At 72.8% G+C, this 21,989-nt stretch carries 23 protein-coding genes; 10 read left to right on the top strand and 13 right to left on the bottom strand.

What is annotated here, in order from left to right:
- Positions 1–120: 120 nt before the first annotated feature.
- Together ACFQ53_RS00245 and ACFQ53_RS00240 are read left to right on the top strand one after the other, a co-directional pair.
- Positions 121–1,221 carry a LacI family DNA-binding transcriptional regulator gene (locus ACFQ53_RS00245; RefSeq protein ID WP_377853642.1) on the top strand — a complete coding sequence of 367 codons (1,101 nt, stop codon included), beginning with the start codon at positions 121–123 and terminating at the stop codon, positions 1,219–1,221.
- Complete coding sequence (locus ACFQ53_RS00240; RefSeq protein ID WP_377853639.1) at positions 1,218–1,865, top strand: TMEM175 family protein; 648 nt, start codon at positions 1,218–1,220, stop codon at positions 1,863–1,865. The genes ACFQ53_RS00245 and ACFQ53_RS00240 overlap by 4 nt, the downstream gene beginning before the upstream one ends.
- A 71-nt stretch (positions 1,866–1,936) precedes the next feature.
- On the opposite strand, the gene ACFQ53_RS00235 is transcribed toward ACFQ53_RS00240, so the two are convergent.
- The 6 genes from ACFQ53_RS00235 to ACFQ53_RS00210 form a co-directional block, all read right to left on the bottom strand.
- Positions 1,937–2,911 carry a GNAT family N-acetyltransferase gene (locus tag ACFQ53_RS00235; protein WP_377853636.1) on the bottom strand — a complete coding sequence of 325 codons (975 nt, stop codon included), beginning with the start codon at positions 2,909–2,911 and terminating at the stop codon, positions 1,937–1,939.
- A gap of 23 nt (positions 2,912–2,934) precedes the next feature.
- Positions 2,935–4,113, bottom strand: a complete 1,179-nt coding sequence (locus tag ACFQ53_RS00230) for a GDSL-type esterase/lipase family protein (protein WP_377853634.1) — start codon at positions 4,111–4,113, stop codon at positions 2,935–2,937.
- A 101-nt stretch (positions 4,114–4,214) separates the two neighbouring features.
- A complete protein-coding gene (locus ACFQ53_RS00225; protein ID WP_377853631.1) occupies positions 4,215–5,204 on the bottom strand; it encodes a GNAT family N-acetyltransferase in 990 nt (329 codons plus the stop codon).
- A 59-nt stretch (positions 5,205–5,263) separates the two neighbouring features.
- On the bottom strand, positions 5,264–6,754 hold the full coding sequence (locus tag ACFQ53_RS00220; RefSeq protein ID WP_377853628.1) for a gluconokinase: 1,491 nt from the start codon (positions 6,752–6,754) through the stop codon (positions 5,264–5,266).
- 174 nt (positions 6,755–6,928) lie between these two features.
- Positions 6,929–7,489 carry a hypothetical protein gene (locus ACFQ53_RS00215; protein ID WP_377853625.1) on the bottom strand — a complete coding sequence of 187 codons (561 nt, stop codon included), beginning with the start codon at positions 7,487–7,489 and terminating at the stop codon, positions 6,929–6,931.
- A 55-nt stretch (positions 7,490–7,544) separates the two neighbouring features.
- Positions 7,545–8,522: a LysR family transcriptional regulator gene (locus ACFQ53_RS00210; protein WP_377853622.1), complete on the bottom strand. Its 978-nt coding sequence runs from the start codon at positions 8,520–8,522 to the stop codon at positions 7,545–7,547.
- Positions 8,523–8,611: 89 nt separating this feature from the next.
- On the opposite strand from ACFQ53_RS00210, the gene ACFQ53_RS00205 reads away from it, so the two are divergent.
- Positions 8,612–8,953, top strand: coding sequence for a hypothetical protein (locus ACFQ53_RS00205; protein ID WP_377853619.1), 342 nt, complete (start codon positions 8,612–8,614; stop codon positions 8,951–8,953).
- An 18-nt stretch (positions 8,954–8,971) separates the two neighbouring features.
- Here ACFQ53_RS00205 and ACFQ53_RS00200 read toward each other — a convergent pair whose 3' ends face one another.
- Together ACFQ53_RS00200 and ACFQ53_RS00195 are read right to left on the bottom strand one after the other, a co-directional pair.
- Positions 8,972–9,862 carry a DNA-3-methyladenine glycosylase family protein gene (locus tag ACFQ53_RS00200; protein ID WP_377853616.1) on the bottom strand — a complete coding sequence of 297 codons (891 nt, stop codon included), beginning with the start codon at positions 9,860–9,862 and terminating at the stop codon, positions 8,972–8,974.
- Positions 9,862–10,242: a VOC family protein gene (locus tag ACFQ53_RS00195; RefSeq protein ID WP_377853613.1), complete on the bottom strand. Its 381-nt coding sequence runs from the start codon at positions 10,240–10,242 to the stop codon at positions 9,862–9,864. The genes ACFQ53_RS00200 and ACFQ53_RS00195 overlap by 1 nt, the downstream gene beginning before the upstream one ends.
- An 87-nt stretch (positions 10,243–10,329) precedes the next feature.
- On the opposite strand from ACFQ53_RS00195, the gene ACFQ53_RS00190 reads away from it, so the two are divergent.
- A complete protein-coding gene (locus ACFQ53_RS00190) occupies positions 10,330–10,878 on the top strand; it encodes a MarR family winged helix-turn-helix transcriptional regulator (protein WP_377853610.1) in 549 nt (182 codons plus the stop codon).
- 55 nt (positions 10,879–10,933) lie between these two features.
- Here the strand turns inward: ACFQ53_RS00190 and ACFQ53_RS00185 are convergent, their stop codons facing one another.
- The gene (locus tag ACFQ53_RS00185; protein WP_377853608.1) at positions 10,934–12,316 is read right to left on the bottom strand and encodes a DUF4232 domain-containing protein; all 1,383 of its coding nucleotides are present in this window, start codon (positions 12,314–12,316) and stop codon (positions 10,934–10,936) included.
- A gap of 7 nt (positions 12,317–12,323) precedes the next feature.
- Positions 12,324–14,312 carry a penicillin-binding transpeptidase domain-containing protein gene (locus tag ACFQ53_RS00180; protein WP_377853605.1) on the bottom strand — a complete coding sequence of 663 codons (1,989 nt, stop codon included), beginning with the start codon at positions 14,310–14,312 and terminating at the stop codon, positions 12,324–12,326.
- 96 nt (positions 14,313–14,408) lie between these two features.
- Here ACFQ53_RS00180 and ACFQ53_RS00175 point away from each other — a divergent pair, with 96 nt between their 5' ends.
- The 5 genes from ACFQ53_RS00175 to ACFQ53_RS00155 all read left to right on the top strand — a co-directional run bounded on the left by ACFQ53_RS00175 (position 14,409) and on the right by ACFQ53_RS00155 (position 16,858).
- Entirely contained in the window at positions 14,409–14,618 is a 210-nt protein-coding gene (locus ACFQ53_RS00175) for a LysR family transcriptional regulator (protein ID WP_377853602.1), read from the top strand.
- A 174-nt stretch (positions 14,619–14,792) separates the two neighbouring features.
- Entirely contained in the window at positions 14,793–15,257 is a 465-nt protein-coding gene (locus ACFQ53_RS00170) for a hypothetical protein (RefSeq protein WP_377853599.1), read from the top strand.
- Complete coding sequence (locus ACFQ53_RS00165) at positions 15,247–16,158, top strand: serine hydrolase (RefSeq protein WP_377853596.1); 912 nt, start codon at positions 15,247–15,249, stop codon at positions 16,156–16,158. Before ACFQ53_RS00170 ends, ACFQ53_RS00165 begins: the two co-directional genes overlap by 11 nt.
- Positions 16,159–16,197: 39 nt before the next feature.
- Positions 16,198–16,548: a type II toxin-antitoxin system RelE/ParE family toxin gene (locus tag ACFQ53_RS00160; protein ID WP_377853593.1), complete on the top strand. Its 351-nt coding sequence runs from the start codon at positions 16,198–16,200 to the stop codon at positions 16,546–16,548.
- 4 nt (positions 16,549–16,552) lie between these two features.
- Positions 16,553–16,858, top strand: coding sequence for a helix-turn-helix domain-containing protein (locus tag ACFQ53_RS00155; RefSeq protein ID WP_377853590.1), 306 nt, complete (start codon positions 16,553–16,555; stop codon positions 16,856–16,858).
- Between the two features lie 61 nt (positions 16,859–16,919).
- Here ACFQ53_RS00155 and ACFQ53_RS00150 read toward each other — a convergent pair whose 3' ends face one another.
- The 3 genes from ACFQ53_RS00150 to ACFQ53_RS00140 form a co-directional block, all read right to left on the bottom strand.
- Positions 16,920–17,171: a hypothetical protein gene (locus ACFQ53_RS00150; protein WP_377853588.1), complete on the bottom strand. Its 252-nt coding sequence runs from the start codon at positions 17,169–17,171 to the stop codon at positions 16,920–16,922.
- A 130-nt stretch (positions 17,172–17,301) separates the two neighbouring features.
- Positions 17,302–20,937: a S41 family peptidase gene (locus ACFQ53_RS00145; protein ID WP_377853585.1), complete on the bottom strand. Its 3,636-nt coding sequence runs from the start codon at positions 20,935–20,937 to the stop codon at positions 17,302–17,304.
- A 258-nt stretch (positions 20,938–21,195) separates the two neighbouring features.
- Positions 21,196–21,618: a hypothetical protein gene (locus ACFQ53_RS00140; RefSeq protein WP_377853582.1), complete on the bottom strand. Its 423-nt coding sequence runs from the start codon at positions 21,616–21,618 to the stop codon at positions 21,196–21,198.
- An 81-nt stretch (positions 21,619–21,699) separates the two neighbouring features.
- Between ACFQ53_RS00140 and ACFQ53_RS00135 the strand changes: the two genes are divergently transcribed.
- Positions 21,700–21,966 carry a hypothetical protein gene (locus ACFQ53_RS00135; protein WP_377853580.1) on the top strand — a complete coding sequence of 89 codons (267 nt, stop codon included), beginning with the start codon at positions 21,700–21,702 and terminating at the stop codon, positions 21,964–21,966.
- The last annotated feature ends 23 nt before the right edge of the window (positions 21,967–21,989 follow it).

Genomic DNA, 21,989 nt, shown 5'->3' with positions numbered 1-21,989 from the left:
ACGTCGGGCCCGTGCCCGCCTCGGGGTCGGGCCCGGGTCCCGACGTCCGTCGTGCTCGTCTCCCGGGCTACCCTGGGACCCTGCCGCTGGTCGGCCGACGGAGTCCCAGGGAGGCACAGGATGACGGAGAAGGAGCACGTCACCATCTATGACGTGGCCCGCGAGGTGGGGTGCGCCCCGAGCACGGTCTCGCGCGCCTTCTCCCGTCCCGGTCGCGTCAGCGCCGCCACCCACGCGAAGGTCATGGATGCCGCGCGCCGCCTCGGCTACCGCACCGACGCCCCCGACCAGCAGGAGCGGCAGGGAAGGCAGGGGCGACTGGGCGTCGCCGCACCCGATCTGTCGAACCCCTACTTCGCCGAGGTCCTCTCCGGCATGCAGGAGGCCGCCCACGTCGCCGAGTACCTGCCGATCCTCCTGGACTCGGGTGAGGACGAGGAGCGCGAGCGCATCTCCCTCGAGCGCTCCCTCGAGGTGGTCGACGGCATCGTGCTCACCGGCACGCGACTCTCGGACGCGACGCTCCTGCAGCTGGCCAAGCGCGTGCCGATCGTGGTGCTGAACCGTCGGGTGGCCGGCCTGGACTCGGTCACGCCGGACTACGAGCACGGCATCAGCCAGGCGGTGGCGCACCTGGCCACGCATCACGTGCGCACCGTGACCTACGTGGCCGGTCCCGCGAACTCGTGGTCCGACGGCGAGCGCTGGCGCTCCACCCGCACCATCGGCACCTCCCACGGCATGCGCGTGCACCGCATCGGCCCGTTCCCCCCGACCTCCCGCGGCGGGGAGGACGCCTTCACCGAGCTCATCGAGTCCACGCGCGGGGCTGGCGATCCGCTGCCCGACGCGGTGATCTGCTACAACGACCTGCAGGCCCTGGGTCTGCTGGTCGCGGCCCTGCGCAGCGGCATCCGGGTTCCCCAGGAGCTGCAGGTCATCGGCCACGACGACATCCCGCTCTCGCGACTGGTCGGAGCCGGCCTCACCACCGTCGCCGCGCCCAAGCGCGAGCAGGGACGGGTCGCCGTGGACCGCATCGTGCGCCGCATCCGCCAGCCCTCCAGCGTGAAGGGCCCCGTCGAGGGCGCGCTGCCGGTGCGCCTCGTGGTGCGCGGCAGCACGGGCGGGCGCGAGGCCGCCGCGGTCGGGCGTGACGGATCCGGCGGACGCGACGGATCCGGCGGTCGCGACGGAGCGGGCGGACGCGAGAAGCGATGAGCGGAGGGGTGGAGGAGCACGAGGGATCCCGCACGCGCGGCCTGTTCTCCGCGGAACGGGCGAAGGCGTACGTCGACGCTGTGGTCGCGATCGCGATGACCCTGCTGATCCTGCCGCTCATGGAATCGGTCGCGGAGGCCGCCGGGAATGAGCTCAGCGCGAGCGAGTGGCTGGGTGAGCACTGGTCGCAGATCATCAGCTTCGTGCTCAGCTTCTTCATCATCGCGCTGTTCTGGATCCGCCACCATCAGCTGTTCGCGGACGTCGAGGCCGTCTCCAACACCCTGCTGTGGATCACCGTGCTGTGGATGCTCACGATCGTGTGGATCCCGGTCTCCACCGCGATGACCGGGCAGCTGGAGACGGGGAGGGTCGTCGAGGCCCTGTACATCGGATCGATGATCGCGACGTGCCTCTGCATGATCGTCACCCGCCGCTACCTGCGCCGACATCCCGAGCTGCACGAGGTGGAGCCGGAATCGATGCGCCGCGGGATGCTCGTCGACCTGTCGATGGGCATCCTGTACGCGGTCGCGCTGGTGCTCGCGATGATCATTCCGCAGGTCGGCTACTTCGGGCTGTTCGTCCTGCTGTTCGTGCGGACGCTCGCGAACGTGCTCGAGCGCTCGCCGATCGCCCGCTGACCGCGGGGGACGGTCGTCGGACGGAGCTGTCCCGTGGGGTCCGGCGGAGGCGACCGCGTCGCGCGACTCGGTCAGGGCAGCAGCGTGTGCACCCAGGGCGTCTGGGTAGGCACCAGCTCGCGAGGGACGGGTCGGGGCGCTGGGCCGCCGGGCACGGGGATCGCCGTGATCGCCATCCAGTCCGTGCCCTCCGAAGGTGCCAGTCCTGGCACCTCGCGCATCATCGTCCACTCCTCGCGCATCGTGAGGTGGGAGTCGATGAGCAGCTCGTCGCCGTCGGCGCTCGCCTCGATGAGCGCGGCCAGGCACGCCTCCTTGTCGGCGCGCGAGCTCGGGCCGACGTAGGGGCGCGAGAGCAGCGAGACCTCTCGCGCACCGCCCTCGTCGTCCTCCGCCGGCCACACCAGGACGGCGGCGACGAGCCGGCCGTCCCGTCGCAGTGCTCGGCTGCGGTCGCGGTCCCAGGTGGACGGTGACTGGGGATCGTGGTCCTCGCCGAGCTCGACGAGAAGCGACTCGCGCGGCGCGGTCGGAGACCAGGACGCGTGCTGGTCGATGTAGTGGTCGACCTCGAGCGCGAGGAGGTCGCCCGGCTCCTCGGCGAGCGCGGGACCGATCTCGGCGGAGCCCATCGGACCGTGCTGCGCCGCCCACGCGCGCATCTCGGGACCGACGACGTAGCGCCACGGTGGCGTGACCTGCACGGCGATCCCGCCGAAGCGTTCCGCGAGCTGCTGATCGGCGACCTGATGCTCGTAGATCTTCATCCGGGGAGGCACCGTCGAGGCGTCGACCTGCGCCCGCAGCAGCGCATCGTCCACGCCCTGGCCTTGGAAGTCAGGCGCCACCTCGAGAAGCATGACGCGCGAGCCGGGGTGCACCGTGTTGTCGACGGCGCGGCAGTGCCCGACGATGCGCTCGCCTGCGCCGGTGGGCGCGACCGCGACGAAGGAGCGCCGGTTGCCGCCCGGTCGCCAGCGGTCCCCGATCAGATCGGGGAAGGCGCCCGAGAAGGCGGCGGCGTCCTCGGCCGTCGCCGGGCGCACGCCGACCTCCGTCGGACCGCCGTTCATGCCGATGCCCCGTGCTGGGCGAACGCCCCGCCGTCGGCGAAGACGCGCTCGACGAACCGCTCGGCGATGCGGGCGTGCGCCTCGGGGCCCGGGTGGAGGGCATCGGGCAGCGGCAGCTCCGCCTCGTCCTGCGCACCATAGAGATCGAGGCCGTCGATGTGGTGCAGCTGCGGATCCTCGCGAGCGGCGCAGACCTCCGCGAGCGCCTCGCGGACGGCGGTCAGGTCCAGCCGACCTCCGGCGGTGTCGGCCGGATCGCCGGTGGACATGAAGCGGATCTCCCCGCGCGCGAGCGCCTGCGGATCCAGGGCGCTGGGCCCGGGAGTCCCTTCGAACAGGCTGCAGTGGAGCGGTGAGACGAGCACGAGGGGCGTGTCCGGGTGGCCCTGGCGGATCGTGTCGAGGAAGCCGTGCATGGCGGGGACGAGTGCCCGCCGGCGCATGATGTCGCCTCCCACCAGGTTGATGCCCAGCTTGAGGCTGATGACGTCGGCCGGCGCGTCCCGGATGGCCTGCGCGACGGGGGCATCGACGAGGGCGCTCCCTCCGAAGCCGAGATTGCGCAGGTCCGCGCCCACGGCGCGGGCGGCGAGCACCGGCCAGGTGCCCAGCGGGGTCGCGGCGTTCGAGCCGTGGCTGATGGAGCTCCCGTGGTGCACCCAGCGCGTGCCCGAGGGGGCGACGGGACGCACGAGCGGCCGACCGGTGCCCGTGTCGGCCTCCGCGCGCAGGGACTCCAGCAGGATGTCCTCGCTGTACGGCAGCCACAGCTCCACGCGATGCGTGCCGGTCCGAAGCTCGATGCGGGAGGTGTGCGCGGGGCCGGGGCTGGACGACGTCTCCCCTGTGGAAGGGTCGTTGATGACCAGCGTGCCGCCGGTGAGGACGTCGTGGGAGACCGCCTCGCCGTCGATGACGATGTCGAGCACGCCGCGCGGGCGATGGGCCGTGGGGAACGCCCCGCGGGCGCTGCGCATGGTGAGCTCGAGGGCCCGGGCGTCGGTGTCCAGCACGAGACGCACGCCTGCGGGCTGCTGCTCCATGGCCATCAGCCTGGGCTCGGGCCAGAGCCGCCGCAGCCAGGCGGGCAGGCGATGGATGCGCACTCCCTGGGCGGTTCGCTCGAGGTCCGCGTGGCCGTGGACGAGGGGGTCGGTGATGTCGATCGCGTGCACCCGGTCAGCCTGTCACGGCCCGTCGGCGTGCGCAGGGGACTTCGGAGCGCAGGGGACTTCGGCGTGCGCCCGGCACTCACCGGGGCCGGTGGGTGGGCCCCTCAGAACCTGCGCTGCATGTCGGCCACCTCGTCGTCCGCCCGGAAGCCCGCGGAGAGGTAGGTGGGCACCGCGCCCGAGAGGGAGCTCGGCGTGCACACGAGCGCGCTCGAGGCGCCCATCGCCCGCAGCGCATGGAGCGCGGAGAGCGTGATCCCCCGGCCGAACCCGCGTCCGCGGTGGTCGGGGTGCACGGCGACGGGCTCGAGCAGCCCGGGCCGGCCGGGGCCCGCCGACCAGACCGTCGCGATCGCGACCGCCGCATAGTCGTCATCGCGGCCGAGCAGCGTGAGCGACGAGCTCGCGAGCGGGGTCGCGGCCATCACGGTCCAGTCGCGGGCGCGCCCTCGCAGCTCGGCGGGCGAGGGGTCGCGCCGTCGGAACGCGGAGAAGTGGACGCGCGCCCACTCCTCGACGGGGGAGAGCCGCGCGGGCAGGCCCTGGTCGGTCGGCCGGGCGTCGTCCGGGCCCGATGCATCGGGGGTCGGTTCGTCCTCCGTGAAGTCCGGGGCGGACTGCGGGTCGACGACATCGGCGGAGGCCAGCGCGTCGCTCATGTCCGGCATCGGACCCAGATCCAGGCGGAGCGGCGTCCAGAGCTCGCCCTCCTCCCAGGCATCCGCCGCGAGGGTGCGCCTGAGCGCGGCCGCGCCGCGCGCCTCGACCGCACCGGGGCCCGCGTCGAGGATGCAGTGCGAGGGATCGGCCAGATCGCTCGAGATCCGTCGGGCCAGGGCCGCGTCGTCCTCCGCGCCGGGGGCGAAGGCCAGACGCAGCAGGTCCGGGCCGTCGAGCAGCCCGATCGCGACCGGCACGTCGTCCAGCTCCCAGACCCGGGTCGCCGCGGCGGTCGCCGGGAGCCCCTTCATGCTGTGCCAGCCCTGGTCGCCGGGGTGAAGCTGCAGCGGTGCGTCGTCCCGCTGCCAGGTGGCGAGGGCGTCGGCGGCGAGGAGCAGCTCGGGGACGCTGGGGGCGCGCAGTGTCGGGTCCATGGCACAAGCACACCGCGTCCGGGCTCGCGTGGCAATCCGAGAGCCGGACGAGTGGGCCATCAGGCGACGTCGGCGAGGATCTCGAAGCGCGCGAGGCGCTCGCGGTAGTAGTCGGCGTGCGCGGCGACCGGCTCGATCGTGCTGCGCACCGGGATCGGCGCCCGCTCGGCGTCGGGCACGGTCTGCTCGAGGGCGAGCAGGGCGGCGCCGCGCATGGTGGAGCGGGAGATCGCGACGTGGTCGATGGGGGTCTGGAGGGCGTCGGCCAGCACGTGCAGCCAGGCGGGAGCGTTCTCCGTCATGCCGCCGGAGAGCACGATCCGCTGCGGGGCGCCGCCGACCTCGCGCAGCTGGTCGGCGATGCGCAGGTAGGACAGGGCGAGGCCCTCGAAGCAGCCGCGCAGCAGGTCCTCGGCGGTGGTGGAGGCGGAGACGTTCGCGAGGACCGCGCGGGCGCTGTCGCGCCACTTGGTGCCGCGCTCGCCGGAGAGGAACGGCACCACCAGCGGGTTCCCGGCCTGCGGGGCCGCACCGAGCAGGGTCTCGGTGTCGATCTGGGAGACGTCCTCGGGGATCGCGAAGCGGGTGCGGGCGAAGTCGAGGACGCGGCCGGCGTCGCTCATCGCGGAGCCGACGAGGGTGCGGCGCGCATCGACGCGGTAGGCCCAGAGGCCCCCGGGCAGGGTGCCGGTCTCGGTGTCGAGCAGCTGGCGGATCGCACCGGAGGTGGCGGTGGAGATGCCCCAGGTGCCGGGGCCGACGGCGCCGATGCCGAGGTTCGCGGTCAGGCCGTCGCCGACGACGGGGATCCAGGTGGCATCGGCGAGCGCGGGGATCCGCTTCGCGAGCGGGGTGCCCGCGACCGGCTGCCCCTGGGAGGGGTCGCGCGGGGCCCCGAGCGGATCCGCGGAGACCCCGGCGGCCTCCAGGAGCTCGGGAACGTACTCGCCGGTGCGGCGGTCGATCATGCCGCCCCAGGCGGCCGAGGCGGTGCCCAGCACGCCCTCGCCCAGCAGCTTCAGGGCGACGTACTCGCCGAGTGCCATGAAGGAGGCGGTGTGGGAGAAGACGTCGGGGTGCTCCTCGCGCAGCCAGCGCAGGCGCGGGGCGTTGTACGAGGAGTGCAGGCGGGAGCCGGTGCGGTCGTGCAGGGCGACGGCGTCGAGCTCCTCGCGCAGGGCGGTGACCTGGTCGCGGCAGCGGGTGTCCGCGTACGTGATGCACGGGGTGAGGGCGGCGCCGGAGGCGTCGACCGCGATCAGCGAGGAGGCGAACGTGTCGACGCCGATGCCGACGACGGGCCCGGGCAGGGCGCCGTCGAGGACGGCCTCCATGGCCACGCACAGCTCCTCGACGACCTGGTCGGCGTCGATCGTGGAGGTGCCGTCGGCGGCGGTGGTGAACGCATGCTCGACCTTGTGGTGGCGCGTGCCGACCTCGCGTCCGGACGCGTCGTAGACGGCGGCGCGGCTGCCGCCGGAGCCGACGTCGAGTCCGACGACGAAGGGGCCGACGGCGTCGTCGGTCGGGATCGAGAAGCGCGGGGTCACAGGTCCTCCAGCAGGTGGGCGTCACGATGCCCGGCTGCTCCGGGCGCGCTGCCGTGCGGCGTCACGGCACGGCGATGCGCTCCAGGATAGGGAAAGGGCGGCCGGACGCGCGCTCGCGGCCGCCTGTTGCCGCGGGGGACCCGACCGCGGGGTGTGCGGTGCCGCCGCGCCGACTCACTCTTCCGGCGACTCCCCGTCCGGATGCCCGAACTCCTGGGCGAAGCGCGCCCGCAGCTCCTCCCAGCCGTGGTCCATGGCCTCCATGCCCACGATGCGCTCCTGGTCGAGGCCGCTGAGCTGGGCGTCGAGCACCGCCAGGCACACCTGCCAGCCGGCCGCGAAGTACTGGGCCTGCTGCACGTCGGGCAGGCCCACCTGGATGTCCAGCCGGCCCTCCTCGATCATCCAGCCCATCGTGGCGTCGCCCCAGCGGTGGGTGAGCGCGTGCTGGCCGGCGGTCGCGAGGACGTCGGCCGTGACCGGGTCGTCCTCGGGGTTCTCTCGGCTGAGCGCCGGACCGACCTCGGTGAGCGGACGGTCGGGGACGACGGGGGACCAGCGGGCGAGCTGCTCGGGATCGGTGATCGCGCGCCACAGCTGCTCCTCGGTGCCCGCGATGTCGACCTCGAGGATCAGGGTGTCGTCGGCGATCTCGGCGCGGACGGGCAGGTCGCGGATGCGGGTGTCGATGTCCACGGGGTGCGTTCCCTCGGCGCCGGTGCTGTCGCTGCTCATGGGGCCTCCTCACGACGGATCCGCGCCGGCGTCGGCGCGGGCTCCCGTGATCATCTCACCCGGCGGTCGCGCCGGACGGGGCGCGGGACGGGGCGGCCGCGTACTGCGGCGGCTCCCCCAGCAGGGTGATCCCGGGGATGCGCTCCGCGTGCTCGGCCGCGATAGCCCACAGGCGCTGCACCATGAACTGCACGGCGGGGTTCTTCGCGGAGGACCGTCGCACCCACACCTGCAGGCTGCGCCGCGGCGCCGGGGAGCGCAGCGGGAGGACGACGACGCCGGGCGGCGGGTTCTGCTCCAGGAGCGAGGGCTGCACGCTCACGAAGCCCCCGGAGGCGATGAACCCCAGCACGGCGGAGTAGTCGGGCGGATTGACCTCGACCCGGGGCGTGAACCCGGCGGCGTGGCAGGCCGAGAGGATCCGAGCGAACCAGGTGGAGTCCAGGGGGTCGTCCGTCGCCCACGGGATCTCGGCGAGATCCGCGAGGGCCACGCTCTCGCGCGAGGCGAGCGGGTGGCTCGAGGGCACGAGGGCCACGTACGACTCCTCGAGGAGGTCGCAGAGCTGCCAGTCGGTGCCGGGCTCCGCGTCGATGTCGTCGGCGATCAGCACGTCGCCGCGCAGATCGAGCTCGCTCACCGAGCAGTCCCGGTGCAGGAGGGTGAGGGAGAGGTCGGGGAACGCCTCGCGCACGTCCTGCGCGAGGCGCGGGACCCAGGTGGCGGCGACCGACGTCATGTAGGCGAAGGTGAGGGTCCCGGAGCGTCCGTCCCGCAGGTTCGCGGCCAGGCGCTGCACGTCGTCGAGGGCGTCCAGGGCGGTGCCCGCGGCCCGCGCGATCTCCGCGCCCGCAGGGGTGATCTCGATGCCGCGGCCGGAGCGCTCCACCAGGTCGACGCCGGTCTCCCGGCGCAGCCCGGAGAGCTGCTGGCTCACGGCCGACGGCGTGTATCCGAGCGCCTCGGCGCTCGCGCGGATGCTGCCGGTCGCGGCGACGGAGCGCAGCACGCGCAGTTTCACGGGATCGAGCATGCGGCCACCCTACGACCGATCAGCAGTGCTGAACAATGGGGTAGGAATGTTCGCTTGTCCTTCCGGATGGGTGGTCGCAGGATCGACGCATGAGCGCCTTCGTCATGGGCATCGCCCTCATCCTCCTCATCGCCGCCGTCTCCGTCGCCCTGGGGGCCGCGATCCGCGTGGTCCTCGGACTCCTCCTCCCCGCTCCTCCGCCCGATGACGACCCCCGCTGGGTGCGGCGCGCCGATCCGACGCCGCGCACCCCGGCCGAGGCCTTCGAGCGCGGGAACGCCGCGATCACCCGCACCCTCGCCCCCGACGCGACCGTCCCGGTCGCCCGCCTCGCGCGGGACGTCGAGCCGCCGGCGCCGCCCGAGCCGAACGTCTCGCGCGACCAGGATCCCGTCGGCCGCGCGATCGACCGCATCGCCGTGCGCTTCTGACGGCCGTGGCGGCCAGGCTCACTTCCTGCCGGAACGCCCGCCCTCGATCTCGCCCGTGCGCTGCTCGCGTCCGATGCGCAGCAGCACGGCGGCCCAGGACCGCAGGGGCCGCCATGCGGAGCTCACCGTGGCGAGGTCGGCGCCCTCGCCGTAGCGCTCGGTGACCTCCTGCGCGAGGCGCCGCTCGTTGCGGGGGAGGGCGTCGGGGGCGTTCGCGCCGCGGATCACCACGAGCTCGGCGGCGAACGGACCGAGGCCCAGGATGCCCCGCACCTCGGCGAAGGCGTCGTCCGGGTCGAGCCCTCGAAGGTGCTCGCCGTCGAGGGTTCCCTCGAGCGCGGCGCGGGCGACGGCCCGCAGGTACTCGGCCTTGCGTCCGGGCAGGTCCAGGTCCGCCTCGAGCAGCGCGCCCGGGTCTGGGAAGGCGCCGTCCTCGCCCAGGTCCGCGGTGAGGCGTTCGCGCAGGGAGGCGGCCTGGGTGATGCGGATGCGCTGGGAGAGCACGGCCCATGCGGCCGCCTCGTAGGGGGAGTGGAACCCGCAGGGCCGCAGACCCGGCAGCTCGCGCTGCAGTTCTCCGATCACGGGATCGTGCTCGCCGACCCTCGGGCACGAGGCGGCGTCGACGTCGAGGGAGAGGAAGCGCGCGACCTGCGCGACCGCCGCCTCGGGGTCCTTCGGAGCGCTGCCGTCCGTGCGGCCGACGGTGATCCGGGCGGTCGACCCGTCCTGGACGACCTGTGCCCGCAGCGGCTCCCATGTGCGCTCGGCGCGGAACACGGTGGTCAGCGGGCCCTCCTGGGAGGGGAGTCGCTGCGGGGCGAACCCCTCCCAGAAATGGCGGCTCGTGCTGAGCGACCAGGGTCCGCTGACCTCGACGTCCCGCGTGACGGCGTGGCCGGGCGCCATCAGGCGGGGTCCTGCGCGGTGTGGGCCGTGAGCGCGTACCCCTCGGGGCCGACGAAGGTCAGGGTGCGGCCGAAGGGCGAGTCGGTGACGGGGTCGAGCACCTCGACGCCCGCGCCGACGAGGTGATCGTGCAGGGCATCGGCGTCCTCGACCGCGAGCCACAGGGCGACCCCGGTACCGGGCCGCGGGCTCGCCGCGCCGAGGTCGACGCCGGGCAGCGGCTCGCGCACCGCGAAGGGGATCGGGGAGGTCACGAAGACGACGGCGCCCGGAGGGGACGCGGGCGCGCGGCGCAGGCCCAGGTGCTCCTCGAAGAAGGTCGCGGCGGCGTCGAGGTCGCGCACCTGCAGGGCGATGAAGTCGGGACCGGTGGCGGTCATGGCGATTCCTTCCGATCAATATCAGGACTCTGATATACAACCGCGGGAAGGGTCCTATGTCAAGATGCTGATATGGATGGAGCGGAAGTGGGACCGGGAGTGGGATCGGGATCGGGTTCGGACGCGGGTGCGGAGATCGGCGGAGGATCGGGCGGGGCCGTCGCACCGGTCGCCACCGTGGATGCCGGCGCCGTGGTCTCGGCTCCCGGCGACCTCGGGCGACGGATCGGCTACGTGCTCAAGCGCGCGCAGGCGTCGCTCCACGCCCGGATGGACGCGAGGCTGCGGCCGCTCGGACTCACGGTGCCGCAGTACGTGTGCCTCCAGAACCTCCGGCTGCGCCCCGGGCAGACCAGCGCGGAGCTCGCCCGTGCCGGGTTCGTCACCGCACAGTCCATGCACAGCGTGGTCACGGGCCTGCAGAATCGCGGCCTCGTCACGCGGCCCGCCTCCGCCCCGAGCGGCAGGCGCCTGCCCATCGAGCTCACCGACGAGGGGGAGGGGCTGCTCGGCGAGGCCGACGGGCAGGTGCGCGAGATCGAGCGATCGATGCTCGGCGCGCTCGGCGCCCCGGGGGCGGAGCAGCTGCTCGACGGCCTGGGCGCGCTCGTGCGGGTCCTCGACGACGAGGGGTGAGCCGTCATCGGTCGCGTCACGGATGCGGGCGCCGTGCGTGCGGCGCGCGGAGCGCTCACGGGCCGGGCGACCAGCCGCTCACCTCGATGTGCGCGCCGTGGACGAGGTCGAAGGGGGCCTCGGTGCCGTGCCCTCCCACACCGGCGAGGAACTCCGCAGGGACGGGGCCGCTGTCACCGATCGTGATCTCCGCCTGCTGCGGCGTGCTCGTGTCCGCCGCCCTGCCGTAGCCCTGCCAGAAGAGGGTCGCCTGCGCGCGGGCGCCCGGCGGCAGGCCGATGCTCTTCTGCGTCTTCCCGCCGCCGATGCCGCGGGAGGCTGGCAGGGTGTCGACCGTGAGCTCGAGGTCCTCCCCTCCTTGATACAGGGAGACCCGAGGGCGCCCGCGCAGTGCGCACGGGCGGGTCCCGGTGTTGGTCGCCTCGAGCGCCGCGGCCGTGTCTCCCATGGCTGCAGACCATCCGGTGACGACGACCTCGAGGTCTCCGGCTGCGCAGTCCGCGAGGCCGTGTGCGTCGAGAGAACCGGCGGTGGGCTGCGCGTCGGGCCCCAGGGAGGACGGCGAGGGAGTCGGGGGTGTCGCCGTCGCGGAGGGGCTCGGGACGGGCACCTGATCCTGTGCAGATCCTTGGGTCCGCCAGGCGTCAGCGGGTGCTGCAGGCACGGGCCATGCCGCCCATGCCGCGAGGGAGAGCAGGGCGAGCATGCAGAGCGCATCGACCACGACGGCGTCCGTCCCTCGCCCCGACCCCGACCCCTGCCCCTGCCCCAGCTGTGGCCCCGACCGGCGCGATGCCCGTCGGCGCCAGCGGCGTCCGACGAGGACGTGCACGAGGCACGCACCGACCCCGCCGGCGACGGTCCCCGCGGGGATCGCCGCCACGAACAGCAGCTCGAAGGCGAGGACCGTGACCGCCGCGGTGACCAGGATGCTCAGGAGCACCTCGCCCGCGGCGACGTACCAGGCGGCGCGGCTCGGACAACCCCGGCTCCGCAGTCCGAGCCAGGCGCAGACCCCGGCGACGAGCATCGGCCCTGAGGCGCCGGCCAGCCCCCAGGGCAACGAGCCCGCCGTGAGGAAGGCGCCGAGGGCGGCAGCGCACGTCGGCGCCCCGAGCAGCATGAGCCAGGCCAGATGCGGCGCGACGCGCGCCCACGGCGACGGATGGTCCGACGGTGCCGCGGAGGATGAGGAGAGTCCCAGCCCGGTGACGGCCCAGCCCGCGATGATCGCGAGACAGCATCCCTCGGAGACCAGGCGGTCGTGCGTGCGCGGACCGATCCACAGGTCCTCACACGTGGTGTCGTCGCAGTCGAACGCCCAGGCGGGATCACTGCCGAGCGCTGAAGCGTGGACGCCCACGATGCAGAGCACGACGACGGAGAGCACCAGGATCGTCGGCCCGATGAGAAGGGCGCGCGGCGCCCACGACCTCATCCTGCGGTCACCTGCCACGGACGGCGTTCAAGAATCTGCGCGCGAGGGGAGCGGCCGTCCGCGAGCCGTAGTCCCCCTTCTCGACGAAGACCGAGAAGGCGAGGTTCCCCTGGCCCACGATCACCCACGAGTGGAGGCGGATCTTGCCGTCGTCCACCCACTGCGCCGTGCCCGTCTTCGCGTAGACGGGCGGGCCGGGGTAGCCGCCGAACGTGGACTTCAGGCCGCCGTACGTCGCGACGCCGTGGAGCATGCCGCGGAGGGTGCGCGCCTCGCTCTTGGTGAGCGGGCTCTCGGGCTTCTCCACCTTCCCCCGGGGCTGGGCCAGGATCTGCGGGTGGATCGTGCGTCCGGCGAGCACGGAGGCCATCACCACGGTCATCGCGAGGGGAGAGGTGAGCACGCGTCCCTGGCCCATCATGTCGGCGACGTGCTCCGTGCCCGAGTCCTTCGGGTCCACGGAGCCCATGAAGCAGTCCAGTCCCGCGGGGGCACGGAGTCCGACTCCGAGGGACTCGGCGGAGCGCGCGAAGCTCTTCTGGTCCACGCGGTCGTACTGCAGGAGCATGGCCGTGTTGCACGAGTGCGCGATGGCGTCCTTGAGAGGCATCTTCCCGAACAGGGAGGGATCCATCCTGTCGGCGTTCTTGAAGGAGCGGCCCTCGATCGTCGCGGTCGCGGGGCACTCCACGACGGTGTCCGGGGTGTCTCCCAGGCGCAGCATCGAGAGTGCGGTGACGGTCTTGAAGGTCGAGCCCGGCGCGTACTGGCCCACGAGCCCCACCGGGTACTCCTGACCTGTCGGCCCCAGGGCGGCAGCGAGGAGCCCGCCGTCGGAGGGGCGCAGGGCGCAGATCGACGAGGGTGCTTCGGTGTCCGCGAGGATCTCTGTGGCGGTTCGCTGGAACTCGGGGTCCAGGGTGATCTCGACGTCCTCGCCGTCGACGGCGGGGATCTCGTGCAGCGCCTGCGGCGAGGACGTGCGCGCGGGGGTCCGGGTGATCGTGATGCCTCGCGTGCCCAGGAGGGTCGGGCCGACGGCCCCGCAGACGCCTCCGCTGCCGACGTGATCACCGGGGGCGAGCGCGCCGTTGCTCTTGTCGATGTCCTCCGCGGTGGCCTCGCGCAACGATCCGAGGGCCCCTGGGGCATAGTTCTTCTGCACGGCGAGCGGGGCGTGCCGGCTGCGCTGCAGGCAGCCGGGCACTTTCTGCGCGGCATCGAGGTCGTAGCCCTCCGCGTCTCGCTCGCGGATCGTCAGAGCGGGGACGAACGCCTCGGGCCCGTTTCCCTTCACTTTCGCGCGGTACGTCGCGGGGTCGATCCGCAGGATCTTCGCGAGGTCGGCCGCGGCATCCTCCTCGTCGTGCCCGTGCAGCGACCCCTTGTCGATGCCGACGTCGATCACCGGTGTGGGCCCGTAGACCTGCTGCCCCGTGGCATCGAGGATCCGGCCCATGTCGGGTTGGTCGACGCGGACCCCCAGGCGATCGCCCTCCTCGAGCCCGGGGACCAGGGCGGAGGTGGGGAGGGAAGCGCTCCAGCCGTCGTCTCCGCTCGTGAGATCGACCGTCGTCGCGTACGTCCAGGGCTTCGCCCCGCGGCCCAGGTCCCAGGTCCAGCTCAGGTGCAGGGATCGGGCATCGTCGCTGTGCTCCTGTGAGCGCAGAACGATCTCCGGGGCGCCGAGGTCCTTTCTCAGGGCGCCCACGGTGTCGGTGAAGCGCACGGTGGCGGCGTCCCGCTGGGCCGTGTCCAGGGGCGCATCGCGGAGATCGCCCGTGCGCAGGGCGCGGACCAGCGATGCGGCCTGCGCCTCTCCGTCGTCCTGAGAGTGCCGATACCAGACGGCACCGGCACCGGCCCCCGCGCCGGTGACCGCGAGCAGGGCGCTGGCGCCGAGCACCGCGCGGCGTCCCGGACGTCGCCGGTCGCGGGAACGGTCCGGTGCGTCGGAGTCCGCCGCCGCGCCGTTCCGGGACTGGTGTCTGCCCATGTTTCTCGCCATGGGGGTACGGTTGCCGATCTGCACTCATACTTCCAATATCAAAACGGTGGCCTCGCATGCACTTGGAGGCTATGAAGGCTGGTCATGGACCTCTTGCATCACCTGGAGCTCTTCGAAGCAGTTGCCGAGGAGGAGCACTTCGGTCGCGCCGCGCAGGCGGTCGGCATGGCGCAGCCCCCGATGTCCCAGGCGATCCGTCGCCTGGAGAAGGAGCTCGGATGCGCGCTGTTCCAGCGCACGCCCCGAGGCGCACTGCTGACGGAAGCCGGCCGTCGGGTGCAGGAGGAGGCCTGACGTCTCGAGGCCGACGTCGAGCGTCTGCGGGCCGCGGCGTCGGCGGCCGCTGACACGCAGCTGGAGCTGCTCGTCGACCCGGGCTGCCCGGAGGGCTGGGCGAGCCGGCTCGTCTCGGCCGCGGGCGCGGGAGGCGTGGACGTCCGGCTCCGGGCCGTTCCCACCACGGAGGCGGTGGCGCGCGTCCGCGAGCACGGCGGGCTCGCGCTCGTGCTGGCCCCGGTGCGCACCGAGGGCCTGCGCGTCTCCAGGGTCGCGTCCTGCCGGCTCTGGGAGTCCGTGCCCGGCTCGCGCCCCCGGTCGCCGCGGCACGCTCTCGTGCACGAGAACCCCTCGGCGCCGGCGCTGCGCTCGATCGCCGCGGATCTCCGCGCTCAGGGGATGACGGGGACCTTCTCTGCGGAGGGGCGCCTCGGTGTCGCCGCGGAACTCGGAGCGGGGAGACTTACGCGCGCTCTCACGATCGGCCGCCCGCACTGGCCCCTCGGCGGGGACGTCGTGTGCGACGAGCGAATGCTTCCCGCGCCCGTCTCGGCGAGGTTCCAGCTCATTGCCCGGAGGGATGAGCGGAGCCGCGACGTGCAGGGCGTCTGGGCCCAGCTGCAACAGATCGTGACGGAGCTTCCCGATGCCGACTGAGGACCAGGAGGGCGCGACGATCAGCGACGCCGACGCGGTCCCCGGGGCAATGGAGCTCGCCGACGATCTCGGCATCGACCTGTCGTTCTGCGCGTGCGCGCTCGACGGGCGCGGAGCACGGATCTCCCACCTCGAGGACAGGCTCTGGCCCGGTGCGTCCCTCTACAAGCTCCCGGCGGCGATCGCCCTGTGCCGCTCCCGGGGAGCAGCCCTCTCCGCGCCCGTGCGCGTCGAGCCCACGCAGCGGGTGGTCGGCGGGGCGGGGATCTCGCTCATGGAGGACCCCGTGACTCTGACCTGGCGCGAGCTCATGCGCTTCATGCTGGTGGGATCGGACAACACCTCCGCGGCGGTGATCCTCGAGGACGTGGGGGCTGCCGCGGTCGACGCCGTGACCCAGGACGCGGGCATGACGCGCTCGCAGGTCGCCGGGTCCGCCGACACCGTGCGCCGCGCGGTCGAGGAGGCGCGGCGCAGCGCCGGCTTCGCCCAGGGAACCGATCTGGACGACGATCTCGTCGACTTCGCGAAGGACGACGCCGTGCTCGGCTCCCTCACGACAGCAGGCGACCAGGTGCGCCTGCTGACCGCGCTGTGGCGGGGCGATCTCCTGGAATCGGCGGGGAGTGCGCTGATCAAGGGCATGCTCGGCCAGCAGCTCGCGCCGATCCGGATCAGCCGGATTCTGTCGTACCCGGGAGTCCTCGTCGCGGGCAAGACGGGATCCTGGGGACCCTTCCGGCACGACAGCGCGGTGGTCACACACGATGGCGAGTCGCCTGTCGCGGTCAGCATCCTCACCCGGAGCCTCGAATTCGACCGTCTGCTGCCGGCGGTGGACGACGGGATCGGAGAGATCGCAGCGATGATCGTGGACGGGGTGCGTTCATCGCAGGTATGAGCCGTTGACTGTAGAACCTGGGGGTTCTAGAATTGGTTGATGTGGAGCGTGGACATCGGGCTGATCGCGCCTTGGCTTGCGGAGCTCGACCAACACTCGCGGGAGCAGGTCGTGGCCGCCGTGGAGCTGCTGGAGGAGCACGGGCCGCAGCTGGGCCGGCCGCTCGTCGACACTGTGACCGCGTCGCGTCATAGGAACATGAAGGAGCTGCGTCCCGGGTCGGCGGGAAGGACCGAGCTTCGCATCCTCTTCGCCTTCGATCCGGCTCGTCAGGCGATCCTCCTGGTCGCGGGCGACAAGTCCGGTGACTGGAGGGGCTGGTACCAGCGGAACATACCTCGTGCGGATGACCTTTTCGATGCCCATGTTCGTCGCGTGAAAGGACGGTGACCTCATGGCCATGGAACTTGCAGAGTTCCTCGCTGACCACCCTGTGGATCGAACGAAGGTGGCGGCTCATAAGGAGCGGATGCTCTCGCAGGTGCGCGCGTATCGTCTGCGCGAGCTGCGCCGTGACGCCGGGCTCACGCAGGAGCAGCTCGCTGAGCGCATCGGGGTCTCGCAGAGACAGGTATCGAAGATCGAGCGCGGCGACGTGGAGAATGCGCGCGTCGCCACCATCCGGCGATATCTCGAGGCGGTGGGCGGAGACCTTGCCATCGAGTTCGTCATCGGGGACACGCGCGTTCAGGTCGCCTGAACCTAACGGAGCTGCCGTCGCGCGCTCACCCCGAACGGGTTCGTCGCGACGCAGAGTACGGCTACCCTTCCGCAACGTGCTTGCGAAGACGTCGGAGCGCGCTCTCGCACTCCTCTCGATACTCAGCCAGGGACTGTGGTGACAGCCTCCGCAGCTGGGTCGACAGCAGTTGCTCGGCGACGTCGACCGCACAGTCGAACGCCCTCGCGATCTCCTGCGCGGGGTCGTCCGCGAGCAGCGCGGCAGCGACCTCGTACAGGCGGTCCGGGAGCGTGAGGAAGTGCGGCGTGAACCTCACGATGAACTCGTCCATCGCCTGCTCCTGCGGACTGTAGGCCCAGTCTTCATCCCAGCTCACGCGTGCTCCTTCCTCGCCCCTCGTCGGCTCTGTCGGGCCGTCGGACCCGTCGGCCCTGTCTTGGCCGCCGGGCCCGTCGGCCGCCTCAGCCCTCGCCGCCCCCGAACCGCGCCGGCGGCAGCGGCGGAGCCACGGCCGCGGGCGTCTGCTCGAGCGAGGCCAGGGCCTCCTCGATGCCGCGGCTGAGCTGCGGGTCCTTGCCCGCGAGCCACTCGTTGGGCGGGAACGGCACCTCGATGTCGGGGTCCACGCCGTAGTTCTCGATGGTCCAGTCCACGCCCGCGAACCAGCTCGCGTACTTCGGCTCGGTGACGCCGGTTCCGTCGACCAGGTCGAAGCGGCCGTCGATGCCGATCACGCCGCCCCAGGTGCGGGTGCCGATGAGCGGGCCGATCTTCATGGACTTCGCGACCGCGCCCACGATGTCGCCGTCGGACCCGGCCTCCTGGTTCGTCACGAATACGACCGGCCCCCGCGGCGCGAACGCCGGGTAGGTCGAGGGCTGCTCCCCGCGGGGGTAGTCCCAGGAGACCACCCTGCGGGCCAGACGGTCGGTGACCAGCTGCGAGGTGTGGCCGCCGCTGTTGTAGCGCACGTCCACGACCAGGCCCTCCTTCGCGGAGGCGTCCCGCAGGTCGCGGTGCATCTGGGCCCAGCCGCTCGAGACCATGTCGGGGATGTGCAGGTAGCCCAGGCGGCCGTCCGAGTGCTCGGCGACGAAGGCCCGTCGCGTGGCCACCCAGTCCTGGTAGCGCAGCTGCGACTCGTCGGCGAGCGGTGTGACGACCACGCGGCGGCGCTCGCCGTCGCGCTCGAGGACGATCTCGGTGGGCTTCTCCGCGCACCCCGCGAGCAGCGGCCCAACGCCCGCGCCCGCGTCCACCGCGCGCCCGCCGATCTGCACGACCGCATCGCCCTCCCGGGCCGCGACGCCCGGTGCGAGCAGCGGGGAGCGCGCGTCGGGGTCCGAGGACTCCCCGCGCAGGATCCGCGAGATGACGAGCCGCGCGCCGGAGCCGTCGGCAGAACCGCCCTCGATCCGGAAGTCCGCGCCGGGCAGGCCCGGTGCGCCCTCGGTCTCGCGGTCCCCGGGCGACGGCATCACGTAGGCGTGGCTCGTGCCGAGCTCGGCGACGACCTCCCACATCATGTCCGCGAAGTCGTCGGCCGTGACCAGGCGATCCACGACCTCGTCGTACCACGAGACCATCGCGTGCCAGTCCTGCCCGTCCATGTCCGCGCGCCAATACTGCTGCGCCATGATCCGGTAGTTGTCCCAGAGCATGCCGCGACGCTCGAGCACCGGATCGACGCGCAGCGTCAGACGCCCCAGGTCGATCGTGATGCGGGCGGGATCCTCGTCCTCGACCTTGCGGTCCGCGGGGATCTGCACGAACGCCTCGCCCTGCCGCATGACCAGCTGCTTCCCGTCGCCCGAGACCCACACCTGGTCCACGCCCTCGGCGAGCACGGTGACCTTGTGGTCGGCGAAGGCCCACAGCTCCAGAGTGGGCTTCGGCGCCTCGTCCTCAAGGCCCGCACGGGTCGTGCCCAGCACGCCCTCGGCCGGGTGGCGCAGCCAGATCACGCCGCCCGCGACGGCCTGCAGGTCCGTGAAGTGCCCGGAGGGGACGGGGAACGGGACGACCCGCTCCTCCGCAGCCTCGAGATCGATCGTGGTCTGCGGCGGGCGCTCGGCGTCCTGCGCGCCCGCGGCGCTCGACGCGGTCGCCGGCGCGGACAGATCCGCCGGCGAGGGGGCGCCGCGATGGGTGTTGGTGCGTGCGCTCCCGGAGGCGGGATCGGCCGACGGCGAGGCCGGGCTCGACTCGGTCCCAGTCCCGGTGCCGCCGTGCCCCTCGCCGCCCGACTCCCCGGGCTTCTCCTCGCCGCCGGGGAGCCAGCCGTCGGCGTCGGGCCCGAAGGGATCGCGCGTGGTCCGCTCGAGCGGCAGCAGGAACGGGCGCTGGGAGTCGACGAAACCGAGGTCGAAGACGATGTCGTCGTACTGGGTCTCGAATGTGCGGGCGGAGACGAACGCGAGGTGCTTGCCGTCGGCCGTGAAGGTCGGCGAGGACTCGAGGAAGCGTCCGCTGGTCAGGGCGCGTCCCGTCGGCTCCGGGTCGGCGACCTCGGAGACCATGAGCTGGGAGGCGAACTCGCTGCGCGGCTGCGCCCAGGTGAGGAACCGCGAGTCCGGCGACCAGGCGAGGTCGCTGATCTCGCCGTGATGCGACGTCCCCACCTCGCGCACCGAGTCCAGACGCGGGGCGTCAGGGTGGTCCTCGGCGGTGCTCGCATCCTTCCCGCTGGTGCCGGCCGGGTCGAGGATGCCGCGCAGGGTCACCACCCGCACCACGTAGTCGTGGGTGGCGATCGCGATGCGGGTGCCGTCCGGCGAGGGGACGGCGTGGAGGATGCGGCCGACGGGGCCGAGGTCGAGCGTGATCTGCTCGCCCTCGGCATCGAGGCGGCGCAGGGCGAGGGCGTCGGAGCCCGTGCGGCCCGCGAAGGCGTCGGGGTCGGTGCGGTCGCCCTGGGCGAGCTCATCGGTGACGATCACGGCGAACGGGGAGCGGCCCAAAGGCGTCGCCTCCCGGAAGCGCAGTCCGCACGAGCCCGCGAGCAGGCGCGAGGGTCCGCCGCGGTGGGTGAGGACGTGCGCGGAGCCGCGCCACTCGACCACGCTCGCGCGGGCGTCGAAGGTGGGGCGCATGGCCAGCAGGTTCTTGTGCGGATCGGCCGCGCGCATGCGGCGGGCGGAGCCCACGCCCGCGACGATCACGGGGATCTCGCGCGGCGCGGCGTCGGGCCCGTCCATCGCGAACAGACGGCCGCGGGAGGAAAACACGATCGAGGCGCCGTCGGACGCCGGATCGCGCAGATACCCGTCCTCGCTGGTCAGGTGCGTGTGCGCACGCAGATCGGAGCCGTCCAGGCCGACCGACCACAGGTTGCCGGTGGCCCGGTCGGTGATCGCGGCGCCCTCGCCCGGGGTGTCCGAGGCGAACAGCAGCCGGTCGCCGACGAACGCCAGGCGCGTCTTGTTCGCCAGCAGGTCGTCGCGCAGCGGCTCCCACGAGCGGGCCGCATGGGCCTCGTGCGGGGCGTCGATCGAGAGGTCCTCGCGGCTGATCCACAGCCGAGCCGCGGTGCCGCCCTGGTAGTGCTTCCACGTCGACGGCTCCTTGCGCCACATGGTCGCGACGACGGTGGTCCCCGTGGCTTCGTGCACGGCGACCTCGCTCGCGCGCCCGAAGGGCAGCAGCTCGGCATGGCCCTCGGCGTCCAGCGCCCACAGCTGCGCATCGCGGGAGGACAGCGTGGCGCCGTGACCTGTGGTGACGATGATGCGGCCGTCCGGCAGCCAGCCCGCGACGCGCGTGTGCCGGTTCGCCCACCAGGTGAGGCGGCGCGCGGCGCCCGTGCCGTCGATCGGGACCAGGTGCACCTCCGGGCTTCCGGTCGCGCGCGAGGTGAAGGCGACCTGCGTGCCGTCCGGCGAGATCCGCGGGTAGGCGACGGGCGCGGAGTCCTCGCTCAGTCGCCAGGCGTGGCCGCCGGAGAGCGGGGCCGCCCAGACGGCGTCGGCCGCGGTGAAGACGATGGTCTCGCCGCGGACATCGGGGTAGCGCAGGTACGCGCTGCCAGGGGCGGTGGGGCTCGTCGAGGAGGGTGTCGAGGGCGAATCGGTGGACACGTCAGCGGGCGTCGATGGCATGCGATCCACACTAGGCCGCGATGCGCGGGGTGGGGAGGGGGTTTTCGGGCGGGGTGGGTGGCGGCGGGGTCGGTGCCGGCGACGGCGACGGCGTCGGCGATGGCGATGATGTCGGCTCCTGTCGCCGACCGGCGTATAGCGGACCTCTCTGCCTATATAGCCAGAGAGGTCCGCCCCACGCCGGTGGGTGACCGATGCAGGGGCGGCACAGATGCGGTGGGTGACAACGCGCGTGCTCGGGGGTTCAGGAGGGGGCGTTCAGTCGCTTCGGGTCTGCGCGCCCACGGGGAGCGGCCAATCCTGTGCATACGTGAACGGCACGGCGACGACCTGCACGGAGTCCTCGTAGACGATGCGGCCCGGGGTGCTGGTGCGCACCTCCTCCCAGGGGATGCGGCAGCGATCCAGCAGCTGCGTGTACGCGCGGGCGATCGCGAGGAGCTCGTCCGCGTTCTCGCGGAACCAGGAGCGTGCGCCCGGGTTGCGCTCGTGGTCGTAGCAGTCGGTGACCACGGTGCTCGGGTCGGTGTACGCGCGTTCGCAGTGTGCGTTCATCCTGCGCACCCAACGATCGTCCTCCGGGGACAGCACGCCGGCGTCGCGCAGGCCATTGGCCATCGCGAAGATGCCGGGAAATGCGCCTCGCCGATTGGGCACGGCGCTCTGGAAGCGGACGAACATGCCCCGAGGTTACGCAGGGGATCGGCGGACGTGGTCCGGTTCCGCGACGCATCGGTGCCACGCGTCGCTACGGTGGAGGACATGGGTGCAGATCTGCGACGAGCGTCCGGAAGCGTGACCGTGCTGATCATCGCGGTCAGCATTCTCATGGCCTACAACGTGCACTGGCCGGCGAACGTGAAGGTGACGATCGCCGTGGTCGGCCTGCTGATCGCCCTGGTGGTGCGCGATCGGCTCGTGGTGCGCGAGTACCGCGTGGACCACGGGCTGGATACCCGCACGGGCGAGCCGGAGGTCCTCGGCTACGACAACGAGGAGCGGGCCGACGACGGACGCGGCGCGGCCTGAGCCGCGCCGCCCCTCACTCGTCG

Source organism: Brachybacterium sp. NPDC056505 (assembly GCF_042794925.1).
In the GTDB taxonomy this organism is placed as follows: Bacteria; Actinomycetota; Actinomycetes; order Actinomycetales; family Dermabacteraceae; genus Brachybacterium; species Brachybacterium kimchii.
The sequence above is the reverse complement of the archived record's forward strand: the minus strand, read 5'-3'. Positions and strand labels throughout refer to the sequence as shown.

Excerpts from the sequence above, each read along its gene's own strand:
- ACFQ53_RS00160 (WP_377853593.1), top strand. The coding sequence starts at position 16,198 with ATGTGGAGCGTGGACATCGGGCTGATCGCGCCTTGGCTTGCGGAGCTC.
- ACFQ53_RS00155 (WP_377853590.1), top strand. The coding sequence starts at position 16,553 with ATGGCCATGGAACTTGCAGAGTTCCTCGCTGACCACCCTGTGGATCGA.
- ACFQ53_RS00165 (WP_377853596.1), top strand. The coding sequence starts at position 15,247 with ATGCCGACTGAGGACCAGGAGGGCGCGACGATCAGCGACGCCGACGCG.
- ACFQ53_RS00185 (WP_377853608.1), bottom strand. The coding sequence starts at position 12,316 with ATGAGGTCGTGGGCGCCGCGCGCCCTTCTCATCGGGCCGACGATCCTG.
- ACFQ53_RS00150 (WP_377853588.1), bottom strand. The coding sequence starts at position 17,171 with ATGGACGAGTTCATCGTGAGGTTCACGCCGCACTTCCTCACGCTCCCG.
- ACFQ53_RS00140 (WP_377853582.1), bottom strand. The coding sequence starts at position 21,618 with ATGTTCGTCCGCTTCCAGAGCGCCGTGCCCAATCGGCGAGGCGCATTT.
- ACFQ53_RS00210 (WP_377853622.1), bottom strand. The coding sequence starts at position 8,522 with ATGCTCGATCCCGTGAAACTGCGCGTGCTGCGCTCCGTCGCCGCGACC.
- ACFQ53_RS00175 (WP_377853602.1), top strand. The coding sequence starts at position 14,409 with ATGGACCTCTTGCATCACCTGGAGCTCTTCGAAGCAGTTGCCGAGGAG.
- ACFQ53_RS00135 (WP_377853580.1), top strand. The coding sequence starts at position 21,700 with ATGGGTGCAGATCTGCGACGAGCGTCCGGAAGCGTGACCGTGCTGATC.
- ACFQ53_RS00145 (WP_377853585.1), bottom strand. The coding sequence starts at position 20,937 with ATGCCATCGACGCCCGCTGACGTGTCCACCGATTCGCCCTCGACACCC.
- ACFQ53_RS00225 (WP_377853631.1), bottom strand. The coding sequence starts at position 5,204 with ATGGACCCGACACTGCGCGCCCCCAGCGTCCCCGAGCTGCTCCTCGCC.
- ACFQ53_RS00205 (WP_377853619.1), top strand. The coding sequence starts at position 8,612 with ATGAGCGCCTTCGTCATGGGCATCGCCCTCATCCTCCTCATCGCCGCC.
- ACFQ53_RS00195 (WP_377853613.1), bottom strand. The coding sequence starts at position 10,242 with ATGACCGCCACCGGTCCCGACTTCATCGCCCTGCAGGTGCGCGACCTC.
- ACFQ53_RS00215 (WP_377853625.1), bottom strand. The coding sequence starts at position 7,489 with ATGAGCAGCGACAGCACCGGCGCCGAGGGAACGCACCCCGTGGACATC.
- ACFQ53_RS00180 (WP_377853605.1), bottom strand. The coding sequence starts at position 14,312 with ATGGGCAGACACCAGTCCCGGAACGGCGCGGCGGCGGACTCCGACGCA.
- ACFQ53_RS00245 (WP_377853642.1), top strand. The coding sequence starts at position 121 with ATGACGGAGAAGGAGCACGTCACCATCTATGACGTGGCCCGCGAGGTG.
- ACFQ53_RS00240 (WP_377853639.1), top strand. The coding sequence starts at position 1,218 with ATGAGCGGAGGGGTGGAGGAGCACGAGGGATCCCGCACGCGCGGCCTG.
- ACFQ53_RS00200 (WP_377853616.1), bottom strand. The coding sequence starts at position 9,862 with ATGGCGCCCGGCCACGCCGTCACGCGGGACGTCGAGGTCAGCGGACCC.